General features: G+C 37.1%; 21 protein-coding genes and 1 pseudogene. 6 read left to right on the forward strand and 16 right to left on the reverse strand.

All coding sequences use genetic code 11. The annotated features are described in order from the left end of the window. From BT1A1_RS19360 to BT1A1_RS18260, 3 genes and pseudogenes are all read left to right on the forward strand, one after another. A pseudogene (locus tag BT1A1_RS19360) lies at nucleotides 1-211 on the forward strand (IS4 family transposase); the annotation flags it as partial. Nucleotides 212-498: 287 nt separating this feature from the next. Then, a complete protein-coding gene (locus tag BT1A1_RS14950) occupies nucleotides 499-1,512 on the forward strand; it encodes an MFS transporter (RefSeq protein WP_051989169.1) in 1,014 nt (337 codons plus the stop codon). Continuing rightward, on the forward strand, nucleotides 1,513-1,719 hold the full coding sequence (locus BT1A1_RS18260) for a hypothetical protein (protein ID WP_051989170.1): 207 nt from the start codon (nucleotides 1,513-1,515) through the stop codon (nucleotides 1,717-1,719). A gap of 326 nt (nucleotides 1,720-2,045) precedes the next feature. Here the strand turns inward: BT1A1_RS18260 and thrB are convergent, their stop codons facing one another. The 7 genes from thrB to licT all read right to left on the reverse strand — a co-directional run bounded on the left by thrB (nucleotide 2,046) and on the right by licT (nucleotide 10,911). Continuing rightward, a complete protein-coding gene (thrB, locus tag BT1A1_RS14955; RefSeq protein ID WP_034772745.1) occupies nucleotides 2,046-2,966 on the reverse strand; it encodes a homoserine kinase in 921 nt (306 codons plus the stop codon). A gap of 144 nt (nucleotides 2,967-3,110) precedes the next feature. After that, the gene (thrC, locus tag BT1A1_RS14960) at nucleotides 3,111-4,154 is read right to left on the reverse strand and encodes a threonine synthase (RefSeq protein ID WP_034772747.1); all 1,044 of its coding nucleotides are present in this window, start codon (nucleotides 4,152-4,154) and stop codon (nucleotides 3,111-3,113) included. A gap of 1 nt (nucleotide 4,155) precedes the next feature. After that, nucleotides 4,156-5,454 (reverse strand): homoserine dehydrogenase, encoded by a 1,299-nt coding sequence (locus tag BT1A1_RS14965; RefSeq protein ID WP_034772748.1) that lies wholly within the window; start codon nucleotides 5,452-5,454, stop codon nucleotides 4,156-4,158. Nucleotides 5,455-5,541: 87 nt separating this feature from the next. Continuing rightward, nucleotides 5,542-5,985: an ACT domain-containing protein gene (locus BT1A1_RS14970; protein ID WP_034772750.1), complete on the reverse strand. Its 444-nt coding sequence runs from the start codon at nucleotides 5,983-5,985 to the stop codon at nucleotides 5,542-5,544. 1,057 nt (nucleotides 5,986-7,042) lie between these two features. Beyond that, entirely contained in the window at nucleotides 7,043-7,882 is an 840-nt protein-coding gene (locus tag BT1A1_RS14975; protein WP_034772752.1) for a PHP domain-containing protein, read from the reverse strand. Nucleotides 7,883-8,101: 219 nt separating this feature from the next. Continuing rightward, the gene (locus BT1A1_RS14980; RefSeq protein WP_034772753.1) at nucleotides 8,102-9,955 is read right to left on the reverse strand and encodes a PTS beta-glucoside transporter subunit IIBCA; all 1,854 of its coding nucleotides are present in this window, start codon (nucleotides 9,953-9,955) and stop codon (nucleotides 8,102-8,104) included. A gap of 122 nt (nucleotides 9,956-10,077) precedes the next feature. Then, nucleotides 10,078-10,911, reverse strand: coding sequence for a BglG family transcription antiterminator LicT (gene licT, locus BT1A1_RS14985; protein WP_034772755.1), 834 nt, complete (start codon nucleotides 10,909-10,911; stop codon nucleotides 10,078-10,080). A 356-nt stretch (nucleotides 10,912-11,267) separates the two neighbouring features. Here licT and BT1A1_RS14990 point away from each other — a divergent pair, with 356 nt between their 5' ends. Continuing rightward, nucleotides 11,268-12,965 (forward strand): methyl-accepting chemotaxis protein, encoded by a 1,698-nt coding sequence (locus BT1A1_RS14990; protein ID WP_034772758.1) that lies wholly within the window; start codon nucleotides 11,268-11,270, stop codon nucleotides 12,963-12,965. A 152-nt stretch (nucleotides 12,966-13,117) separates the two neighbouring features. Here the strand turns inward: BT1A1_RS14990 and pgmB are convergent, their stop codons facing one another. From pgmB to BT1A1_RS19595, 3 genes are all read right to left on the reverse strand, one after another. Continuing rightward, entirely contained in the window at nucleotides 13,118-13,789 is a 672-nt protein-coding gene (gene pgmB, locus BT1A1_RS14995) for a beta-phosphoglucomutase (RefSeq protein ID WP_034772760.1), read from the reverse strand. A gap of 59 nt (nucleotides 13,790-13,848) precedes the next feature. Then, nucleotides 13,849-14,874: a LacI family DNA-binding transcriptional regulator gene (locus BT1A1_RS15000; RefSeq protein WP_227139704.1), complete on the reverse strand. Its 1,026-nt coding sequence runs from the start codon at nucleotides 14,872-14,874 to the stop codon at nucleotides 13,849-13,851. Nucleotides 14,875-15,018: 144 nt separating this feature from the next. Then, the gene (locus BT1A1_RS19595; protein WP_034772763.1) at nucleotides 15,019-15,378 is read right to left on the reverse strand and encodes a glycosyl hydrolase family 65 domain-containing protein; all 360 of its coding nucleotides are present in this window, start codon (nucleotides 15,376-15,378) and stop codon (nucleotides 15,019-15,021) included. Nucleotides 15,379-16,051: 673 nt separating this feature from the next. Between BT1A1_RS19595 and BT1A1_RS15010 the strand changes: the two genes are divergently transcribed. Together BT1A1_RS15010 and BT1A1_RS15015 are read left to right on the forward strand one after the other, a co-directional pair. Then, nucleotides 16,052-16,360 carry a phasin family protein gene (locus BT1A1_RS15010; protein ID WP_034772764.1) on the forward strand — a complete coding sequence of 103 codons (309 nt, stop codon included), beginning with the start codon at nucleotides 16,052-16,054 and terminating at the stop codon, nucleotides 16,358-16,360. 168 nt (nucleotides 16,361-16,528) lie between these two features. Beyond that, entirely contained in the window at nucleotides 16,529-18,181 is a 1,653-nt protein-coding gene (locus tag BT1A1_RS15015) for an ABC1 kinase family protein (RefSeq protein ID WP_034772766.1), read from the forward strand. A 211-nt stretch (nucleotides 18,182-18,392) separates the two neighbouring features. On the opposite strand, the gene BT1A1_RS17510 is transcribed toward BT1A1_RS15015, so the two are convergent. From BT1A1_RS17510 to BT1A1_RS19115, 6 genes are all read right to left on the reverse strand, one after another. Continuing rightward, nucleotides 18,393-18,857, reverse strand: coding sequence for a hypothetical protein (locus tag BT1A1_RS17510; protein WP_051989171.1), 465 nt, complete (start codon nucleotides 18,855-18,857; stop codon nucleotides 18,393-18,395). 57 nt (nucleotides 18,858-18,914) lie between these two features. Continuing rightward, nucleotides 18,915-19,634 (reverse strand): glucosamine-6-phosphate deaminase, encoded by a 720-nt coding sequence (gene nagB, locus BT1A1_RS15025; protein WP_034772768.1) that lies wholly within the window; start codon nucleotides 19,632-19,634, stop codon nucleotides 18,915-18,917. 9 nt (nucleotides 19,635-19,643) lie between these two features. Then, on the reverse strand, nucleotides 19,644-20,816 hold the full coding sequence (nagA, locus tag BT1A1_RS15030; protein WP_034772769.1) for an N-acetylglucosamine-6-phosphate deacetylase: 1,173 nt from the start codon (nucleotides 20,814-20,816) through the stop codon (nucleotides 19,644-19,646). A 215-nt stretch (nucleotides 20,817-21,031) separates the two neighbouring features. Beyond that, nucleotides 21,032-21,886, reverse strand: coding sequence for a MurR/RpiR family transcriptional regulator (locus tag BT1A1_RS15035; protein WP_043988083.1), 855 nt, complete (start codon nucleotides 21,884-21,886; stop codon nucleotides 21,032-21,034). 12 nt (nucleotides 21,887-21,898) lie between these two features. Beyond that, entirely contained in the window at nucleotides 21,899-22,609 is a 711-nt protein-coding gene (locus BT1A1_RS15040; protein ID WP_419468906.1) for an N-acetylmannosamine-6-phosphate 2-epimerase, read from the reverse strand. 353 nt (nucleotides 22,610-22,962) lie between these two features. Beyond that, nucleotides 22,963-23,212, reverse strand: a 250-nt coding sequence (locus tag BT1A1_RS19115; protein WP_197057108.1) for a hypothetical protein, incomplete at its 5' end; no start/stop codon positions are given.

The raw sequence follows: 23,212 nt of genomic DNA on the forward strand, positions 1-23,212 counted from the left end.
CCTGAAGGGAAAAAGAAAGCTCCTTCAACCCACAGGTCAAGCATTGTTAGAGCAATTAGAAGATATTACCGTGATCCTTATCAATCAAAATCAGCAAAAAATAAGACTCCTACCCGACAATATTGATTCACAAGCCAAAAAAATCATTGAATTATGCGGGTATGATCTATCGATATACGTGTCAAAAAATGTCGAAAATCAAGGTAAATAACACATAACAGGAGGAAACCCCGAAAAAAATGTCGAATTCAATAGAAATTTGTCGAAAATCAATCAAAAAATGAAGATATCATCCCATCGAGCCATTTAGATAAAGTTCATTCAAAAATTATGATGAATTTTACTTAAGACGTGCGAAATGTGGGTTTTACCATTTTGTTAAAAATAATTCATGGTTGGTGTCCCTTTCATTTTGGCGATTTTGTGAATTACCTTGTGAAACAGTAAATTTTAGCGTAATTTAACAAGGTAATTACGATTATGAGGTGGAAAACACTAATGGTAAATAAAAGAAAAGGTTATTTTATGTTGGCCGTCTTATGGCTCGCATATGTAACGTTCGCGATGAACTGGGTGGCAGGTTCTTCATTAACACCACAAATAACGAAAACGTTCTTCAGTGGTCCGGTTTATCCGGTCGTTTCTGAACTTGTTAACTACTCAATCACAACTGCTCGTGTGTTTGCAAATATTTTAGCAGCAATTATTCTCATGCGACTTGGTGCAAAAAAAGCGGTCGGTGTAGGAGTTGGATTGCTTATCATGGGATTAATTGCTATCTGGATGCCAAACTATTGGGCATATACGATTGCACGGATGGTCATGGCGATCGGTGGCTCAATGGTCATTGTCTATATGAACCCGGTCGTTTCCAGATATATTAGTGATCCGAAAGAAAAATTAAAAATCAATGCCGCCAACACGGTTTCTTACAATATCGGAGCTTTTATTGTCGCTGTCTTATTTACTTTGTTTGCCCATCAAATGGTGACAGATTGGCGACTTACGTTAACTTGCTTTGCCTCCATCACGTTAATTTTATTTCTCGCTTGGGTATGGAAAGCTGAAGATTTTACGACAGCGGACGATGCGGGTCCTGATGGCGAATCTTACGGCTACAGAGATGCATTAAAAGACAGCTTCCTCTGGCGGTATGGAATTGCTTTTGCATCCTTTTTAACTCTTTATGTACTTTCACTCGTCAGTTTTAAAAAAGTTTTTGATGAGTATACAATTTTGAACGGTTCGATTACAAACTTGCTGATTTCCGGTTTTGCGATACTTGGAACATTTGCTGGTATATATTTTGGAAATAAAGGATTACCAAGGAAACCAATCTTATTTTTAGCAGGTATCGGTATGGTATCCTCATTTACTTTCACATTAATCTTTGCCAACTCTTTACCAATCTTATCTTATATTTTTGTTTCTATTTCAGGCTTCTGTATGTTCCTTCAATATCCAATCTTTTTGAATCTTCCCCACGAGTTAAAAGGGATGACACCGAAATAATTGACAATTATGTTTGGACTCTTTTGGGCGATTGCCTATGCGGGACAAACGATCGCGAATATTATATGGAGCTTTATCCTTGGTTCTGCCGGATATGTTCCATCATTAGTCTTCTTTATTGCTGTATCGTGTATCTATATTTCCTTAATACCGACTTTTCCGGAAACAAGAGAAGCACAAGCAGGGAATGTACAAAGAGTTTCATAATTTAACAAAGCATCATATCTATCGGCAAAAAAGATATGGTGCTTTTTGAGTAATCCATTTTTTCCGAAAATAATTTCCTTACTAATATTTGCAGACGAATTATAATATGATTGTCACCCAAAAAAGTTTTACAATAATTTTGACTAAATATGGTTTTAATCATTATTTGTATAATACAGCTTGTTGCTCAAAGCCTAAGGGTTAAGAATATGTACTTTTTAGGTGCAAATCAGTCTGTTCTATAAAATATCGAGCATTTTCTCTATTAACCAGAGAAATGCCCGATTTGAAATGATGCATATATACGTGTTCGTCAGCTGATTCGATTATTTTTTCAGTAGCACCGAACATGTCGTGCCGCTTGTATCAATAGCGAGTTCCATTACTTTTGCGGACACCCCGTGGTTTTGTAAAGTTGACTCCATAAAATCAACAAGCTGTGTACAATCACCTGTTGTAAAAGCAAGGATAGTTGGACCTGCCCCGCTGATGACCGTACCAAATGCCCCGTAATTCCTGCAATTCTTTTGCAATGCTTCAAATCCCGGCAAAAGCGCCATCCGGTACGGTTGGTGAATTCGGTCCTCTAAGGCAACTTGTAAAGCGGATAAATCTCCTTTTGCGATTGCGGCGACCAACAATGCCGAGTGGCTAAGGGCATGAACAACATCTTGGCGTGAGTAATCGTCAGGCAAAACTTCCCGCGCTAATTTTGTCGGTAATTCAAAATCCGGAATAGCAACAACGATTTTTAAGCCTTTTGGCGGTGATAGCGGAACATGGGCGTAATCTCCCAATTCATTTTTTGCCGCAACAATGATTCCCCCAAATAACGATGCTCCGACATTATCCGGATGACCTTCCATTTCTGAAGCAAACTGAAAAATTTCTTGTTTAGAAAATGGTTCACCTGCCAGAACATTTGCGGCCACCAAACCTCCGACGATTGCCGTCCCGCTTGAGCCAAGACCTCTTGCCAGCGGGATATCCGTTTCAACTTCAATTTCCAATTCCGGTGTTTGTAGTCCTGCCTTCTTATATAAAAAATCAATCGTTTGGTAAATTAAGTTGCTTTTATCGGTCGGAATGTTTTCTTGATTGTCACCGACTAAATAAAATTTTGTCCGATTAGATTGTTTCACTTTTAATGTTGTGTAAAGTTGGAGGGCCATGCCGACTGAGTCAAACCCCGGCCCTAAGTTTGCCGTACTGGCAGGGACTTTCACATACATATCATACTCATCCATCTTTGCACCATCTTTCTAGCTAGGTTTCTTATCACTACTCAGAAGTTATTTCTTTTTTCCACGGAGCTAAAAAAGTTTCGAATACAAACATTCGGTCAGAAACGGATGGACTTTTTTCAGTCTCAATTAGAATGCCGATCGATTTTAAATGCCTAACACCTTTAAGACCGAATCATGGTTTGCATCTACTTTTTCCATCGCAAATTTATTTTTCAAAACAATATCCGGGTCTTTCAAGCCATTGCCGGTTAAAACACAAACCACCCGTTTTCCTTCTTCAATAAGACCGAGTTGCCGATGTTTAACAACTCCTGCTAGCGATGCGCATGAGGCCGGTTCAGCAAAAATTCCTTCTGAGCTTGTTAACAATTTTTGTGCGGCTAAAATTTCTTCGTCGGTTACCGAGTCGATGCGACCGTTTGATTCATCCAATGCGCGGACCGCTTTATCCCAGCTTGCCGGGTTCCCGATTCGAATGGCAGTTGCCACTGTTTCCGGATTCGTAACCACTTCCCCTTTCACAAGCGGGGCAGCCCCTTCTGCTTGATAGCCGTACATTTGCGGCCGAGTCCCGGCTTTTTCTTTTTCAAAATACTCACAAAACCCTTTCCAGTAAGCGGAAATATTGCCGGCATTGCCAACCGGGATAGCCAAAATATCCGGTGCATCACCTAACTCGTCAACCACTTCAAATGCCGCCGTCTTTTGCCCTTCCAACCGGTATGGGTTCACCGAATTAACAAGGGTAATCGGATATTCACTTGTGATTTCACGCACAATAGATAAAGCATCATCAAAATTCCCATTAATGGCAATGATTTTTGCCCCGTACATAACCGCTTGTGCCAGCTTCCCAAGGGCGATCTTTCCATCAGGGATAAGAACATAGCAATTCATATTGGCGCGTGCCGCATAGGCTGCCGCTGCGGCTGACGTATTTCCGGTGGATGCACACATGATGGATGTGCTTCCCTCTTCCAACGCTTTTGCCACCGCCATGACCATCCCGCGGTCCTTAAATGATCCGGTCGGATTTAAGCCTTCATATTTAAAATAAAGGTCTAAACCAAGTTTCTTAGACAGATTATTCGCCCGAATCAGTGGTGTACCTCCTTCATGAAGACTGATTAACGGGGTATTTTCCGTAATCGGTAAATAGTCACGATATCTTTCTAAAATGCCTGCCATTTTATTCGCCGCCTTCCACTCGATAACAACTTTTTACTTTTTCTATATAATCCACGTTTTCAAACGCCGCTAAGACATTGTTTATACATTTTTTCGAAGCTTGATGGGTAACCAAAATAAGTTCTGCCTTTTTCGGATTACTTGGATACGGTTCTTGAAGAACTTTTTCTAAACTAATTTCTTCTGCAGCCATTAGTTTTGCAATTTGGGCCAATACACCACTTTCATCATTGACGATCAGCCGAATAAAATATTTGGCATAAATATCCTCTTCTCGTTTCAATTTTTTCACATTATACGGTGTCGCCATATTTCGCCCGTTAACACCAAGCTTGATGTTTTTCACGACCGTCACAAGATCAGATAAAACGGCTGTTGCGGTCGGCAGTTCACCGGCACCCGGTCCGTAAAACATTGTCTCCCCGACCGCTTCTCCGTACACATAAACCGCATTAAAAACACCGTTGACATTGGCTAACGGATGAGTATTTTTCACAAACGTTGGTTCCACACTCACTTCAATTAATTCATCATCTTTTTTTGCAATTCCGATTAACTTCATTGTATAGCCTAATTGCTCACCGTATTTTATGTCTTCCAATGTTACTTTAGAAATCCCTCTTACAGATACATCTTCTAAATTCATACCGACATGGAAACCAAGGGAACTTAAGATGGCCATTTTCCGTGCTGCATCTAAGCCTTCCACGTCCGATGTTGGATCTGCCTCAGCATAGCCAAGCTGTTGTGCCTCCTGTAAAACCTCATCAAAAGAAGCTTGTTCATGGCTCATTTTTGTTAAAATATAGTTTGTTGTTCCGTTAACGATCCCCATTATTTTCGTAATCCGATCCGAAGAAAAACCTTCCACAATCGCATTTATAATCGGAATCCCGCCGGCGACACTTGCTTCATAAAATAGGTCACAGCCATGCTCTCGTGCTTTTTTGATGAGTTCCTCCCCATGAATCGCCATTAAATCTTTATTGGCTGTTACGATATGTTTCCCCTGTTCAATTGCTTCTAAAATATAGGTTCGTGCTGGTTCAATTCCGCCCATGACTTCAATTATGACTTCCACTTCCTGATCATAAATAAGTTCCCGGGGATCGGTTGTGACAATATCAGAATTGACAAATACCGACCGTTCTTTTTCAGGATTTCTTACTAAAATCCGACTGACTTCAATGACGGAACCCGTTTGATTAAAAAAGTCTTCTTTATATGAATCGACTAGCCGGACGACACCTGTTCCAACCGTGCCAAAGCCCATTAAGCCGACTTTAATTTTTCCATTCATGACGTTCCTCCCAGTTAGCTTCTATGGTCCTCTTTTAAACCAGAATTAAAGGTTTTTAGTTTCATAGAATTTTACATGAAACGGTTGTTAGCTCTGGCCTACGACAACTGCCCGATTAACCCCGTCTACCTGCAGGAGTTCTTCTAAAAATTCTGTTGTGGTAAGCCTCATATTGGCCGTATCCATGGATAAAACAACATTGGCAATTCCTTGGAGTGGTATGCTTTGATTAATCGTAATCACATTCCCTTCTTTATCTGCCACAAATTGCAGCACTTTTGATAAAATCCCCGGTCGATGTTCCAACAATAGGGAAATGGTAATGACCTTTTGAAAAGTAGCTGCATTAAACGGAAAAATTTTATCTTTAAATTTATAGTAGACACTCCGACTAATGCCCACTTGTTCAACCGCATCATGGATCGTCTTTACATTCCCCGCGTCCAGCAATCGCTTCACTTCTAAAGTTTTCCGAATCGAAATCGGCAAAACATCTCCTTGGATTAAATAAAATTGTTCACTCCCATGCAAGCTTAGTCCTCCCAAAATATACATTTGTTTATATATAGTGAACATTGTAGAGCATTTTCAAAAAAATTACAATCCTTTTTATTATTCATTTGTTAAAAGTTTCGTTTATTTCCTTTTGCCAACCAGAAGATTTGTTCTTCAAAAAAGTTACACTAAATTTAATATAGTACGATAAACATTTGTTTTTAATACGCTATTCCCAAGTAGCAGAAAATTATGTGAATTCATCGAAAGATCAAATGTATATATTTCAATCAAAATAAGTACTAAATTAGAACGCTTTATCCTACATTGCCAAAAATGATATAACAAAAAAGTCGCAGATTGGATACTTACCTTTTGCGACTTTTTTTAAAAAAATATATAGTCCGTAGAGGGGCAAAACACAAGTTGTTAAGGGGGGTCCAGAAAGTCAAAAATTAACCGAATTTGTATTGGTTAATTGAAGTGAAGGAGGCGGCGACTCAGTGATAATGTTAGTCGCATTTATCCCTTGCGATCTATCCAATGAAAAAGCTATTCGCTTTTTCAGCTAAGATGCTTATGCTACCAAAGTGTTCCCTGCGCTGCCAAAGCATTCCTTGTCCTTGAAAAAGCTATTCGCTTTTTCTTGGTGCGATGCAAATTCAGGGAGGATTATTCAGAGTCCTCGAAAAATGCTAGTCGCATTTTCCTTCGTGCGATGCCTTTTTCGAGGATGATTGTTCAGAGTCCTCGAAAAATGCTAGTCGCATTTTCCTTCGTGCGATGCCTTTTTCGAGGATGATTGTTCAGAGTCCTGCATGAAGAGCACACATATTCGCCAAAAGCGTCGCGGCAATCAAAAAAGCTTTTATGAAGAATCATCGCGGCAGGGCAGTCACACGAGCAGACGTGAGCAGGCGCGAGAAAACGAGCATTGAGGCGGTCAAAGTCCTTCCTTTAGGGGGTGCGCCCGCCACCGAAACGAAAACCAATCAAAACTATTCTTTTAACAATAAAATTTTAGAAGTTGTACTTTTAGGACAGCCCCGACAAACCACTAGGAAATTATGCGTTAGTACTATAAGCCATACTATCAATTTTTTTGTTCTTTCGTTTTTAGTGCAAATCGTTTTAAGTCTTCAAATTGTTGTTTTGTTAAACCGTTCTTGCCGAATTGGATGAGCTCTGGGTCATGGAAATCACTGCCACCACTTTTGCATAAATTGTATTTAACAGCAAGGTTTTTGGTTAATTCGTAATCAATTGGTTTCATTTTTGAGTGATTGATTTCAATACCTTGCAGTCCAAATTCAACGTATTTACCAATTTCATTATAATTATCATAGACACATGGATGTGCGAGTATGGCAATTCCTCCATCTCTCTGTATGGCTTTAATTCCTTCTTTTACATCTATATAACCCATTTTCAGATCAGTTTCTTTTGATGTTTTTGAGGCGAAAAGTTCTTTGTATTTCTTAGGGGTCATTTCATCAGGATATTTTTCCTTTAATGCTTGGTATATATTCATTTTAAAGACAATGTTATATTTTGAATATTTCTTAGCGTCATCATAAGTAATATAGTAATTTTTTTGTTTAAGTTCTTTTATTAGTTGTCTATGGTAGTTATCACGTGATATTAGCGTGTTCGTACATAACTTCTCGACATAGTCTACTTTATCTAACCATAAACCAAGGATATGAACTTTTTTGAAAACATCAAAATCATAGCAACTCATTTCTACACCACGAATGGTTTCTAAACCAAGTCGTTCTGCACATGCTTTCACTTCAGGCCAGTGGTTCACTGTATCGTGATCGGTAATCGCTAATGCTTGAATATTTTTTTCCTTCGCTTGTGTTAATACATCTTCAATTTCACATACACCGTCACTGTGATTTGTATGAACATGTAAGTCTGCGTAAATCATTGTATTACCCCTTTCAAATGGTGGATCATTCCGTTGTTTTATAAAAATGTCCACCCGTCTCACTCATTCTTCATAGAATCTTTAAATAGTTTTTAAAAAACTTTTATAAAAAGTCGATACATCATAACACTTTAAAAGATAATTTTGAAAACTTATCATACTTTTAAACTGTAGCTTATAAAGCTTCAAATTTTAATAAGCTTATGAATTTGGAATTACTTAAATGATTGCCAATAAGTCGTCTGATTTATTGATACTGACTTTATTTACAGGGACTACATCTAAATAATCGTTACTATTAGTAATAATAATCATGGTGGTTGTATCGTAGCCCGCTTCTTTAATTTTTTCTAAATCAAATTCTACAAGTAAATCTCCTTGTTTAATGCGTTGGCCTCTTTCTAAAGATGAATGGAAGTACTTCCCTTCTAAAGATACGGTATCAATTCCAATATGAATAAGCACCTCAATATCATCTTCTGTAGTTATACCAATAGCATGTCCCGTTTTAAATACAGCACTAACAATTCCATCGCATGGAGCATATAATTTTCCTTCTGAGGGTTTAATCGCTACACCTTTACCCATAATCCCACTTGCAAAGGTTTCATCTTCAACATTCTCTAATTTGATTAGTTCTCCTTTTAAAGGACTAAATAGTTTTTTATATTTTTCACCGATGTTTACAAATTTCGTAGATTCAACTTTATCTTCGCTTCCATCAATAGGATCGTCGAAGCCTAAAATCCAAGTTGCAATAAAGGTTACAATCGAAGAGATGATTAAGGTTACAATCGCTAAAAATAAGAAATTCTCATCTTCAGAAATCCACATTGCTAAACTTAATAATCCAGGAGTAACGTAAATAAAAGCTTTTAATTTAACAATCCCTGCAAATAATCCAGCAACTGCTCCACCAATCATACTAGCATACATTGGTTTCTTTAATTTAAGGTTAACCCCGTACATTGCTGGTTCTGTAATACCGCCCAAAAATGCTGTCATACTGGAAGAAAAGGCCAATGATTTTAAGGCTTTATTTTTTGTTTTAAAGGATACCGCAAGTGAAGCTGCAGCTTGAGCCATGTTTGAACATAATGCAACGACACGAATAATTGGGTCAAACCCACGTTCAGCAACAAGTGATATACTTACTGGACTCAATGCTTTATGAATACCGATGGATACCAGCCATGGATAAACCATTGCTAAAATTGGAATAGCGATGAAGCCTCCATGATTGTAAATAAACATACTGCCATCAGCTACTAAATTTGAGATAAAGTTTCCAACTGGTCCAATGACGATAAAAGTCAAAGGAACACTAAGAATAACAATTAATAAAGGCTCAGCAAAAACTTTAATCATTTCTGGTACAATTTTCTTAGCAAAACGTTCAATATAAGACATAATCCATACTGAAAGAATGGCCGGTACTAATGTTGAAGAATATTTAACTAATGAAACCCCGATTCCTAAGAATTCAACGGGTTTCTCTGCAGAAACTAATGACACCCAATCAGGATGAACCGTTACTAATCCTAAAAATGCCCCTAAATATTGATTGGACCCAAAAATCTTTGCTGCAGAAAATCCAACAAAGCCAGGCATAAAGTAAAAACCTGTATCAAAGATAAAATTCAAGATCATATACGTTTGTGATTCTTTTGCCAGGACACCTAGCATGGTCAGAACAAGTAATAACACTTTTCCAATCCCACATCCAGCAAGTAATGGAATAACAGGAGCAATAGAACCTGTTATTGAACCGATAATTTTATCAAAAACGGATCTATCATCTTTTTCCTTTTTATCTGGTTTTGGGTTAATATTTGCTATTTTAACCAGCTCATTATAGACAAGGTCTACATTATTCCCAATTACTAATTGGTACTGTCCACCCTTTTTAACTAAAGACAGAACCTCTTTTATCGCTTTGACTTCTTCATCATTAGCCTTAGATTCGTCTTTTAAGGTAAATCGCAATCTTGTAGCACAATGAACGACAGAAATGATGTTGTTTTTTCCACCGACAGCCTTAATAATTTGTTTTGATAGATTTTCATATTTCATTGTTTTACCCTCCATTATTTATAAAATCTTTATCCAATGAAGGTTTAGCCAACTGAATGTTACTACCCATCAATTCTAGAAGTGTTTTCAATCCATCACCCCCCTTAATAGCTTTCAATTGTTTATTTTAAAATCCTTGCAATATGAATGGTTAAATACAAAATTTCATCGTTATCCAACAAATAACCGTATTTTTGTTCAATGAATTTTTTTATTTTTAGGGAACATAAATAAGGTTCTACGTATTTTTCTTTAATGATTTCTAATAAATCATTTTCTAAAGAATGTTCGGTATTACTAGTTTGTGAAAAAATCCGGTACCCAAAAAATTTCAAATGAGTAATAAATCGATGATAGGCAAGTGATTCTATATCAAAGTCCAATGAAAAATGATATTTAACAATATTGACAATTTGCTGTATGAACTGGGTAATTTCATAAACGTTATGCATATCATCTGCCATTTCCGAACTGACAATATGCATCGCAATAAAACCGGCTTCATCCTCTAACATGGAGATACCTGTTTCTTCTTTAATTAACATTAGAGCCTCTAGCCCAATTTCAAATTCCTTTTTATATAAATGTTTAATTTCCCATTGTAATTTATTTCTTAGAGGAAGACCCTGGTGATAACGTTGGACACTGGAATAAATGTGATCCGTTAGAGAGATATAGATACTATCATTCAATGGTATTTCTAACTTTTCTTTGGCCATATAGATGATTCTTTCCGATAATTTAATAAATTCGATTGGTATTTTATCAATCATTTCAATCAGTCGATTTTGTATAGTCTTCGAGTCTACGGAAAACGTTTTATAAACCTTGCTCGGATCAATGGGATCTCCGGTTTTCTTTTGATAAGCAATACCTTTCCCCATTACAATTATTTCCTTATGATTGCTATCCTTCGTAATAACCGCATTATTATTAAGAATTTTCTTTATAATCATAATCACCTCTCCTTTCTGTATATAAATAAAAAAACCTATTTACAGGTATATAAAATATGCCTGTAAATAGGTTTTGTGTAGCGCTGATCCTTGCTATAACAATCCTATCAAGATAAATTTAAGTTTAATTAACTTTTTCAATACAGTTTAAATTTAACATGTTTCTGCTAATTCGTCAACCGCTTACAAAATATTTTTGGTGTATGACACAACAGTGATGTAAAAATTACTTTATTATTATGATTGGTATTTTTAAAAAAGAAAAAAGACCGATATAAAATATAGACGGATGAAAATAAAGTCCGCATCCATTTGTGATTATTTTTACAATTTATTATTTTAGGGGAGGGTTATGGATGAAATTATTCCAGTTTAAAAGTATAAAAGCTAAAATTCTTTTATCCTTTTTGATAATTATTGCGTTAATGGTCATTTTAAGCATATTAAATATGGTATCCATGAACACCATTAACAAAAAAACGGAAAATATTCTCGATCAGCAGTTGGCCTTGTTAGTTATCGATGAACAGCTTGCCGAAAATATGGCGTCGAGAGTTTCCTTACTACAGTCTTTCCTTTTATCAGACAACGCGTTATATCGGGAAGAATATGAAAAAGGGATCGATGCGAGTATCGAGCTTGAAAATCGGGCTGTAGACCTATCCGATTCCGATGAGCTCAAGCAGCTGATTGACCGGAAAGTAGAATGGGGGAAAATGACCGATGAAGTTCTTACCCTTTACGACCAAGGCAAGAAAGATCAAGCTATGAAATTAATGATTGAAAAAGTGGTCCCTATTAGTCAAACTTTAATTAGTGATTTTAATCATATGGCACAATATCGGGGAGAACTTATGCAAAACTTGGGACAAGAATCGACCCAAACCGGAGAACAAGTATTTCTGATTGCTATTATAGGTTCACTTATCGGAATTGTGGTTGGTCTCATTTTTGCTTTTCTAAATACTTCATCCATTGCAAAACCACTTAAACAAGTAACGAGCCGAATGAAATTAATGGCGAAGGGTGATCTAAGTTCAAAGCCGTTTGAAACAAATTTACGGGATGAAATTGGTCAATTAATGGTAGCGACCAATGAAATGAACAGTCAAATTCAAACGATGTTAAAAGAAATGGCCCAAGTAGCCGAAACCGTTTCAAGTCAAAGTGAGGAATTATCTCAAGCGGCAAGTGAAGTCAAAACCGGTTCCGAGCATATTGCAGTAACGATGGGTGAACTGGCTTCCGGCTCCGATTCTCAAGCAGCCAGAACAACAGAAATTTCTTCGATAGCAAATGGATTGGTATATACCATCCAGCAGGTTAATGAAGGAGGAATAGAGATCGGGGAAACCTCAAATTCTGTGCTGGAAATGACGAATGAAGGCAAGAGATTAATGGAAGCTTCAACAAATCAAATGTCAAACATTAACCAAATCGTCCAAGATTCTGTGGAAAAAATGGAGCACCTAAACATCTTATCGGGAGAGATTTCGAAATTAGTCGTTGTCATTAAGGAAATTGCCAACCAAACAAACCTGTTGGCACTAAATGCAGCCATTGAAGCAGCCAGAGCCGGAGAACAAGGAAAAGGGTTCGCTGTTGTTGCTGATGAAGTCAGAACGCTCGCAGAACAAGTGGCTGTATCAGTTACCAATATCACAAGCTTTGTTACCAATATCCAAAGCGAAACCCGCTTAGTGGCAGACTCTCTGCAAGCCGGATACCGGGAAGTGGAAAAAGGAACGGATCAAATTATCATGACCAATGAAACATTTCAAAAAATAAACGACATGGTCACACATATGGTCAAACGGGTTGAAACAATTACATCAGACTTAGCAGCCGTTACGGAACGAAGTCATGAGTTTAATCGTTCAATCCAGGAAATTGCCGCAGTAACCGAAGAAAGTGCGGCCGGTATTGAAGAGGTTGCAGCGATGACCCAACAAACAAACAGCTCAATAGAAGATGTAGCGATTAGTTCTGCTCAGCTCGCCCAACAAGCAGAAAAACTTAATAATATGGTTCAACGTTTCAAACTGGCTGGCTAACCCTTAAAGCCAATTGGACTGTCCGATAAAAAGAATCCCCTAATGGGTGAAGCCTTTAATTATCAAAAAATCGACACCTCCTCCTATCTATTAAAAACACGAACGGGGCTGCCGTAAGTCAAAAAAATGACTTTCCGGACAACCTCGTTTGCTTATTTAGATGCAAATTTTTCAATGATTTTATCCATATTTAACTGACTTGTATCCGACACGAGATAGTCTGCTTCATGCAAGTGTTCAGAATCACCAATTCCGACAGAAAACATCCCAGCTCGATTAATGGCTTCGATGCCTGCAGCAGAATCTTCCACACCAATACAATCCGCATACGCAAATCCAAAATAATCTGCAGCAACAGTAAACGTTTCAGGATCCGGTTTTCCTCGTTTTACTTTTGCAGCATCAACCATATAATCAAAGTAATTTGTCAATCCAAGCCGATCAATCACAACCGGGGCATTTTTACTTGCCGAACCGAGGGCAATTTTTATCTTATTTTCTTGAATTTCTTTTAGTAATTTTTCTATCCCCGGTAAAATATCTTTTGGTGTAATTTGATTAATTAATGTTTTGTAATATTCATTTTTTTGTGTGGCCAACTGTTGTTTTTCTTCCATTGACATCGTTAATAGTTCGGGTTTTAAAGCTAAAATTTTTTCTAATGAGTCCATGCGACTAATCCCTTTTAATTTTTCGTTAAATTGCCTGTCAATGGTTACACCGAGTGATTGGGCCAGTTGTTTCCACGCCAAATAATGATATTCAGCTGTATCAGTTATCACGCCGTCCAGGTCAAAAATAAATAGTTTTGGATATTTCGTCATTTTTTCTATTCCTTTCTTTTAAAGATTCATTACTTTTTCCATGTAGGAAAAACTTTTCTTTATAATGGTTTTACACTGTCTCGTTCAATAATTTTATAATCAACAACAACCTGCTTTCCTTTCGCGCGACCTTCCATAATTTCTTGAAGATGAAGTGCTGCTTGTCTACCCAATTCAAAAAAGTTTTGCTGAACAGTGGTAATCGGCGGTTGGGTAAATTCCGTTATTGGAATATTATCAAAACCGGTTACGGAAACATCTTCCGGAATTTGTAAACCTGCTTCTTTGATTGCTTTCATGACGCCAATTGCCATAATATCACTAAATGCAATTATAGCTGTTGGTCGATGTTTTTCCAAATACTTTTTTGTCTCTTCATAGGCTGCCTGTTCCAAAAACTGCCCGTATAAGATATCCTCTTCATGTAATTGGAGACCAAAGGCGGCAAAGGCTTCTCTTACACCACGCAATCGTTCATTGTTAACATAAGCCGCTTTTTTACCGGCCATAATTGCTATCCTACGGTGATTTTGTTCTAATACCAACTCGGTTATTTTGCGACTTGCTTCAATATTATTAATCGATACATTTCCGATCAATGGTGTATGATTATTTAAATGGAAATCGATGAGTACGCAAGGGATATTTGTATTAATCAACTCTTTAAAATATGGATCGTCCGTTCGAATTCCTTGTAAGATAGTACCGCCAATATTTCGTTCTCGACAAAATTGTGCATAACTTTTCCGTTTCTGTTTATTTGAGTCAATTAAATAGATGGCCAACTCATACTCTTTCTCCTCTATGGCTGTGTATACACCTTTAAAAACCTCAATGGAATTCACGCTATCTTTCTGGCTACTGTCTAAAATTCCTGACGTGATTAGGCCAATCGTTAACTGTTTTTTAGAAGATAGATTTTTTGCGACCAAATTTGGCGTATAATTCAATTCTTCAGCAACTTTTAATATCTTTTGCCTGGTTTTTTCGCTAATATCGGGATAATTATTGAAGGCTCGCGATACCACGCCGATTGATACCCCCGCCCTTTTCGCAACATCTTTAATTGTTGCCAATGATAACACCTGCTTTCCTGCTAAAAATTTGGCAGTTTTATATATAAAATGGAACTCTTTATATCCTCATTAAACCCGTCCTTCGCCAATCCTCCTTGATAATGTCATGCAACCAAAGATGTTTATATAAATCATCACCCTTCAAACATGTAGTTATGGTTGAAGAGGAATGTCCACTACATCCGTACATACGTATTCCTTACCAAACACGTCAAAGGATAATTTCTCTTGTCTTTCCGCTTTTACAATCAGTTTTTCATGATTTGCATAAATCGTAACCGGTTGACCTTGCCATTGCATTGTAAATTGAATATTAAATTTATTGAACGTACCATTAACAAATAAGTTTCTGACTTCTTTTAAATAGGGTTCTTCTGTGGCTGAGCGTAACCCCATGTATCCATTGCCGAGATACATGATTGATTCGCATTTTCCTAATTTGTCCGGTGAAAAGGCTGTTTCAGAAATAATCCATTTTTCAAATTCACCTTTTCCCAATGTGTAATTTAGCATAAACAAATCTCCAACGAAAACGTTTTAGATTTTAGGTATATGAATTGAAACAATTAAAGTACTATCTGATCAAAAACGTTTTAGATTTTAGGCAAAAAATCAAAACAGGATTCGTACCATCTTACAGAAGTAAATAAATCAATACAGTATTAGTACTATCTAACCAAAAACGTTTTAGGTCAAACAATAATAATACCATCCCTCCGAAAACGTTTTTGTCATGTACAAAAAAACTAAAACGCTTATTTTTTATTCTCAAATCGTTTTTGTCTGAGTTAAAAGCATAGCCTCTCTGACCTTTTGTGCAAAAACGTTTTTGTTAACCGCTTACAAAAAACATTGTATACCCTTTGTAGCCATTCGTCAACAATTATTTTTTATTTTCGTAGCAAAATCGGTATTCGAATTTTGACAATGGCATCTAATTAACTGGTTAAAGATACTCAGTTTTATGGGACGCAGGAAAGTTAACCATTCCGTATTTTTCAATGAATTTCTCGGAAAATGATTTACACCGGTTTGGCATTAGAAGGACCGATCCATACGGGTTACCATTTAGTAAATTTCAATGAATTTTTCAGAAATTGATTTACTTTCCCCTCATGTCTGTTTAAGATGAAGGTAAAGATAAATTTGGTAAAAGAGTTTATACTAATAACAGGAGGGATTCTTTATGAAAGACTTAATCGATCGACTTTTTACATTAGGGTTAGGTATTGCTGCGGTAAGCAAAGAACAAGCAGATAAAATTATTGATGAGCTTGTGGAAAAAGGAAATATGGCAAAGACGGAAGCTACCGATATTATCGATGAATTAATGAAAAAAGGAAAAGAAGCACAAGAAAAATGGGAAACTACAGTGGAAGAAAGAATAAACCAAGCGGTACAAGAAAGTAAACTTGTATCCAGACAAGAATTTGAAGAATTAAAAAAGCGGGTTGAAGCTTTAGAAGAAAAGTTGTTAAATAAAGACAACGAATAAAAGTAAACCTTTAAATCAGTGGGGGTTTCCCATCCCCACTGATTGTCAGTTAAATCAATCGGAAAATTGGCTTCCAATTTTGCTCTTTGAATTACCCAAAGCGGGGAGATTTTGTGACCACTAGTGCAATATAAATATAATACTTTAATGTCATTCGAGGTGGAATAAATGATTGGAAAACGCTTGAAGTATGCCCAAAGATATCAAGAAATCCTGACAGCCCTGTTGAAAAACGGGCTTGGTTTTGTCGTCAAAGATTTAGGATTACTTGGTTTTAAAAGAAAGGCTGAAGCGGATTCCACCATGTATTCCAAAAGCATCGCTGAACGGATCCGATCGGTTCTTGAAGAATTAGGACCTACCTTTGTCAAACTCGGGCAATTGGCTAGTACCCGAGTTGACCTCATACCTGAAAACATTATTAAAGAGTTGGAAAAACTGCAAGACAATGTAGCACCGATTCCCTTTAGTGATGTTGAAAAAATTATCGAAAAGGAACTGGGGCAACCGGCTAATGATTTATTTTTAGAAGTGAATGATCGACCGATTGCATCGGCTTCGATTGGCCAAGTCCACTATGGCAAACTTCCCACCGGACAAGAGGTTGCTATTAAAGTCCAACGACCAAATATTGAGGAAAAAATTGACATTGATTTACAAATATTGAGTGATCTAACCAATCTCATGGAAGAAAAATTGGAATGGGCCAACAATTACCGTATCTCGGAAATCGTAGAGGAAGTATCAAGATCATTACGACTTGAACTTGATTATACTGTAGAAGCATGGAACGGTGAAAAGATTGCACGCCAATTGAAGGAACATCCAAATTACATAATCCCTTCGATTCACTGGGAATATACAACCAAAAGAATATTAACGATGGATTATATTTCCGGCACCAGGCTTCGTGATTATGCAAAAAACGCATCAGAAGCTGAAAAAAAATTAGTTGCTAAACAATTTGTTGAATGTATGTTTCAACAAATTTTTATCGACGGCTTCTTTCATGGCGACCCTCACCCCGGAAATTTGTTCGTCCTTCCCGACAAACGAATGGCTCTGATTGATTTCGGTATGATTGGACGCTTATCACCGAGTATGAAAAATGATTTAGCCTCCGTGATTATCGCTTTGAAAAACAGGGATATAAACGAGGTTATTTTTCTTTTTTTAAAACTAGGTCAAAGCTCCGAGCCGATTGATAATGATCAAATCTATGCGGATATTGAAGTTTTAATTGAAATGAATATGGACATTCCCTTACAGCAAATTAGTCTGGCTAACTTGATAAACAACTTAATGGAAATTTCATTCAAATATCGGGTTCGGATGCCGGCTGACCTGACAATTCTCGCTAAGACATTACTAACAATGGAAGGGATTCTTTCCCATCTAGATAAAGATTTATCAATTATCGATATGGCACATCCTTTTGGTGAAAAACTGATTCGTGAACGTTTGAAACCATCAAAAATTATGAAAGAAACCCGGAATAAGCTTAGGGAGATTCAAACATTTCTAACCCAATTAATGAAATCGGGTAGTTCGATTACGAAGGATGGCAAAATCCATGTGGAAATTTCTGTCCCGGAAGTGAAAAATTTATCAAAAAAATTAGATCGGGTTACGAACCAATTATCGTTTAGTATTATTCTCCTTGCTTTTAGTATTATGATGGTCGGTTTAGTTGTTGGGGCTTCAATATCAAATGTAAAAACGTTTCTTTGGAATTTTCCTGTTGTAGAAGTCGGCGGAGTTGTTGCAACTTTAATGTTTCTTTGGCTGCTTTTTTCAATTCTTAAGCATGGAAAGTTTTAAATAAAGGTTCCGAAAAAATTTTGCGGGGCTCAGTTAAATATCTAACAAACCAATTCGCTGGTTCTTACAATGAGAGTATTAAGTACCAACTGTTCCAATTAACCAATCTGCAGTTTCGGACAAATTTGGGTCAGATAAAGGTCAGGTGATGGTACCTGACCTTTTTTATTTCATATAAAAGAAAGAGCGTAACCACCTAATCCCAATGAGACTAGTCTTTCACGGTATAACGAACCAAAATATTTTGCCCATGTTCATTTTCATAATATTCAATGGTAACCGTTGTATCTTCTGCAATTTTCTCCCATTCGTCAGTTGTGTCCGGATCAATTTGTAAAGTTAAATATTCTTCCCCATCTTTTACTTCAATCGTGTGAGGATCAGCCAAACCTGTATAAACCACATCTTTTTTAATTAAATCTAAATCTTCCTCATCGGCAGTCAAACCGTTTTCATCAGTATTGCTTGTCCCATTCTCTTCATCAGTTTCAGAGGCGTTTTCATTTTCATCAACCGAGCCGTTTTGGTCATTTTCCTTATTGGTATTATCTGTTGCCTTTTCTTCAGCAGTCTGTTCATCCTTTTCGTTGTCTTTTGTTTCTGCAGTTCCACATGCACTTACAAATCCAATGAGTATGATACTTATCAAAAGTGACAACCACTTTCTTCCTTTCATTTTCCCACCTCACAATAGAGTTTGATGCTCCACAGGAAAAGAATAAGTTTTTTAATATCAATTGTCAAATGCAATATCAGTAATGACGGTTACATCATTGTGCAATTTTAAAACAGAAGCCGGGAAGCTTTCATCAATTTCGTCCGATAAAAGCCGTTTGAAAGCCTCCATTTTTGCTTGTCCGGAAACGAGCAATAAAATTTTTCGACTCTCCATAATTGTTTGAATACCTACCGTTACTGCATGGGTCGGTACCTCATCCATTGAAGAGAAAAATCGAGAATTGGCCTTCCGGGTACTTTCTGTTAATTGGATGATATGGGTTCTACTGGAAAAGGATGTGCCCGGCTCATTAAAACCTATATGCCCGTTTTGACCAATTCCTAAAATTTGCAGATCAATTCCACCCTTTTCCTTAATTAATTCTTCATATCGTTCGCATTCTTTCATCATGTCTTCTGCTTTACCATTTGGAATAAATGTATTTTCCGACGAAATATCAATATGATTAAATAAATGTTGGCGCATGAAATATAGATAACTTTGTGGGTGACTACCTTCAAGACCGACGTATTCATCCAGATTAAACGTACAAATTTTGCGGTAACTCGTTCCATTTTTCGCATGATCGTCAATCAATTCATTATATAATCCAATCGGAGTTGATCCGGTTGCCAGACCAAGTACTGCATTTGGCTTATTTTGAACCGTTTCAATAACAATTTTTGCTGCCCTTTCACTTAACTCCTGATAATTACCTACATTTATAATTTTCATTTGTAGAATTCACTCTCCTTTAAACGCAATTCCCCCGCGACAGATCGTTAAAATTGGGTCATATTTTTCATTTAAAACGACAAGATCAGCATCTTTTCCTGCCTCAATAGAACCTTTTCGATGGTGCAATCCAAGTTCTTTTGCCGGATTCATTGTCACCAATTTGACCACTTCCGGTAAGGTTAGGTTGGCAAATTTCATTACATGTTTGACTCCCTGATTTAACTTTAAAATACTTCCGGCTAACGTACCATCTTCCAAGGTTGCTTTCCCGTCTGAAACAAAAACCTTTTGACCGCCCAGCTCCGATTCCCCATCCGGCAGCCATTTTGCACGCATTGAGTCAGTAATTAAAACTGCATGGTCTAAGTCCTTTAAACGAAAAACAAGATCAATCATTTTTGGATGAACATGAATACCATCAGCAATTAATTCCACTGTTAATTCCTTAAGTAATAAAGCCCCTCCTGCTGTTCCGGGTTCTCGATGGTGCAGGCCTCTCATACCGTTAAAAAGATGCGTGACATGACTGGCTCCTGCTTCAACTGCCGCCACTACATCCTGAAAATTCGCATCACTATGACCGATCGATGCAATGACTCCGTGTTCGGCAAGATGTTTTACTAAGGCAATTCCATTTTCTTGGTCAGGAGCCAAGGTCACAATCCGGATCGTGTTCTGAGCGAGTTCTTGCCACTCATCAAATTGGCTCGGACTTGGTAGTAAAATAAATTCTTCCGGTTGTGCCCCTTTTCTTTTCGGATGGATAAAAGGTCCTTCCAAATGGATGCCGATTATCTCCGCTTGCCCTGTTCGATTTTCAGTAGAATGAATGAACTCACCGGCATTTTTTAGGGCTACTTCAATTGCTTGCTTTGATTGAGTCATCGTTGTTGCAAGAAAAGCCGTTGTGCCTTCTTTTACTAAATGTTGTGCAATCTTATTCAACGCATCAGGTGTCGCATCCATGGCATCTGCTCCGCCAGCACCATGAATATGCACATCAATAAATCCCGGAACGATCGTCATCGTCTTTGGATAGCTCAAAACTTCACCTGAAAATGAAGTTGGCATGTTCGATACGGGACCGACCTCTTTAATTTTTTCACCCTCTATTAAAACATAATGGTCCTCCCTTAGTTCTTCACCGATACAAACCGTTCCTGTAAGAATGTATTGCATATGATTCACTCACCTTTACAAGTAATTTTGAACTGAAATAATGTTGAATTTCATATTGATTTTTTAAAATGCGTGTTCAAAAGGAGGGTAAAAAGATTTAGCAAGTTAAGCAACATATCATTTAAAAAATAGCATGCTGACGTAGTATTGAAAGTAATTTATCCTTGAGTTGTTGAGATTCCGCTTCACTTTTTCCATTCCTTGCCTGCATCTACTTAAAGTAATTTGTTCACGACTGCTTTTGATGTTAAATCTTTATTTTTTGCAGACTCCTTGGCAGTTTGTTTAAAATATTCCACATAAAGAATATCTAATAGATATAGTTGTGAAATTTTTGCAGTCAGGCTGCCGCCTTGTAGAGGGCCTTCATCAGCAGCAGTAATGAAAATTACATCACTATAAGTTGTTAGTGGTGATTTAGCATACCGGGTAAGAGCAACAATTTTCGCATGTTTATCTTTTGCAACTTTCGCCAATTCAATTATATCTTTCGTTGAACCTGAATACGAAATGATTATCGCAACATCGTTTTCCGTCATTAACGCCGCATTCATCATTTGTAAATGAGAGTCAACAGAGCACTCTGTTTTATTGGTTATTCTCATAAATTTATTTTTTGCATCCAAAGCGGTAATTAATGACGAACCAACGCCGAAAAAATAAATCCGGTGAGCCTGTACCATCCAATGAACCACTTTTGCTATTTCTTCTTTTTGGATAAACTGGGATGTTTCTTTCAATGCTTGAATATTTTTTGTTAATATTTTAGAAGATATATCCTCAAGTGAATCCGTTAACGAAACGTCATTATAAAGACTGATCATATCCTGTTCACTTGATAAACTGTGAGCTAACACAATTTTAAACTCTTGGTATCCTTTTAAGTCCAAACTTTTACAAAAACGAAATATGCTGGACTCACCGACATCACAGGCGATAGCTAAATCGGTAATCGACATGTACATGACATCCTGCATATTTTTTAATATATAATCAGCTACCTTTTTTTCCGTATTTGTAAACGTATTGTATCGCGATTTTATTAGTGAAAAAATATGAGTAGCACCCAACAAAAAATCCTCCTAATTGTGAGTCTCCCGGGATTCCGAGACCGCTTGAATAAATCTTTTGGTTATTTCCATTGGTCGAGTAATAGCTGATCCAACTACTGCAGCATGAACACCTAATTCCATGATTTTCTTTAATTGATCGGGACTTGAAATACCGCCTTCAGCAATAACAGGATTCGGACAATCTTGAACAAGGCTTTTAATCATTTGATAGTTAGGTATTTCCTCATTTTTTGTATAGCCAGTATAGCCGCATAATGTGGTTCCAATCCAGTTAAAACCTATTTGAGCTGCTAACATTCCTTCTTCATAAGTAGAACAATCCGCCATAAATAGCTGATTTGGATATTTTTCTCTTATTTTTGGAAAAAATTCTTTTATCGTGGTTCCGTCCGGCCTTACTCGATCTGTAGCATCTAATGCGATTACATCTACTCCTTCATTGACTAGAAGTTCGATTTCCTTTATGGTCGGAGTAATAAATACCTCACTGTTTTCATAATCTTGCTTAATAATTCCAATGATGGGCAGGTTGACATTTTTTTTAATTTCACGTATATCCTCCAGGCCGTTTGCTCGTATTCCTTTTGCGCCTCCCAACATCGCCGCATAAGCCATCCGCCCCATTATATAGGGACTGTGTAGAGGTTCTCCCGGCAGTGCTTGGCAAGAAACAATTAAACTTCCTTTAATTTGATCAAAAAGCGCTACTTCCTTCTTCAACCCAGACATCTCCAATTGTGATTTTGTTTTTTAGTTATATATTATCTTGTGAAGTAATTTTCAAATATAGTATAACATAGAAGTAGTCGATTTTAAAAATAATTTCCATGTTTTTTATTTTCTTTGGAAAAAATTTTTACCATATTGCTTCAGTGAGTGGGAAATCACATCCCACTAGTTGATGGTTGAACGAATTGGAGGCAAGTGAAAACCCCGGACACGACATTTTACAGGCAAGCAGAAAATCCCACTCCCACCTATCCTCTTTGTAGTCCGCTTGGTGTCGAGGTGCTTGACTACGACTCTTTTCTTGATGGGGGATTTCTTGACTTGCCGTAAAGTTAAAAAAATGATTACAACCCTAATCGTTGTTCAATTTTATTCGTCTTTCTCTTTAAAGTTTCAACTTCTTTAAACAGAAGATTTATATCTGATTTTGTCTCTTGGTTTTGGATTCTCATTTCTTTTCGAATGTCTGTAAAATTTTCGGAAAATAAGGTAGTATGATGCTTGATTAAATTTTTTATTTCCACTTGGCCTTCTTCTAACTTATCTAGACGGCCATCGACTTTATCAAATCGTTTGTCCATGCTGATTAGACGG

Origin of the sequence: Caldibacillus thermoamylovorans (assembly GCF_000751775.1) — a bacterium.
In the GTDB taxonomy this organism is placed as follows: domain Bacteria; phylum Bacillota; class Bacilli; order Bacillales; family Caldibacillaceae; genus Caldifermentibacillus; species Caldifermentibacillus hisashii.

Coding starts and splice junctions, on each gene's coding strand:
- BT1A1_RS14950 (WP_051989169.1), top strand. CDS start 499: ATGGTAAATAAAAGAAAAGGTTATTTTATGTTGGCCGTCTTATGGCTC.
- thrB (WP_034772745.1), bottom strand. CDS start 2,966: ATGGATGAGTATGATATGTATGTGAAAGTCCCTGCCAGTACGGCAAAC.
- thrC (WP_034772747.1), bottom strand. CDS start 4,154: ATGGCAGGCATTTTAGAAAGATATCGTGACTATTTACCGATTACGGAA.
- BT1A1_RS14965 (WP_034772748.1), bottom strand. CDS start 5,454: ATGAATGGAAAAATTAAAGTCGGCTTAATGGGCTTTGGCACGGTTGGA.
- BT1A1_RS14975 (WP_034772752.1), bottom strand. CDS start 7,882: ATGATTTACGCAGACTTACATGTTCATACAAATCACAGTGACGGTGTA.
- BT1A1_RS14980 (WP_034772753.1), bottom strand. CDS start 9,955: ATGAAATATGAAAATCTATCAAAACAAATTATTAAGGCTGTCGGTGGA.
- licT (WP_034772755.1), bottom strand. CDS start 10,911: ATGATTATAAAGAAAATTCTTAATAATAATGCGGTTATTACGAAGGAT.
- BT1A1_RS14990 (WP_034772758.1), top strand. CDS start 11,268: ATGAAATTATTCCAGTTTAAAAGTATAAAAGCTAAAATTCTTTTATCC.
- pgmB (WP_034772760.1), bottom strand. CDS start 13,789: ATGACGAAATATCCAAAACTATTTATTTTTGACCTGGACGGCGTGATA.
- BT1A1_RS19595 (WP_034772763.1), bottom strand. CDS start 15,378: ATGCTAAATTACACATTGGGAAAAGGTGAATTTGAAAAATGGATTATT.
- BT1A1_RS15010 (WP_034772764.1), top strand. CDS start 16,052: ATGAAAGACTTAATCGATCGACTTTTTACATTAGGGTTAGGTATTGCT.
- BT1A1_RS15015 (WP_034772766.1), top strand. CDS start 16,529: ATGATTGGAAAACGCTTGAAGTATGCCCAAAGATATCAAGAAATCCTG.
- BT1A1_RS17510 (WP_051989171.1), bottom strand. CDS start 18,857: ATGAAAGGAAGAAAGTGGTTGTCACTTTTGATAAGTATCATACTCATT.
- nagB (WP_034772768.1), bottom strand. CDS start 19,634: ATGAAAATTATAAATGTAGGTAATTATCAGGAGTTAAGTGAAAGGGCA.
- nagA (WP_034772769.1), bottom strand. CDS start 20,816: ATGCAATACATTCTTACAGGAACGGTTTGTATCGGTGAAGAACTAAGG.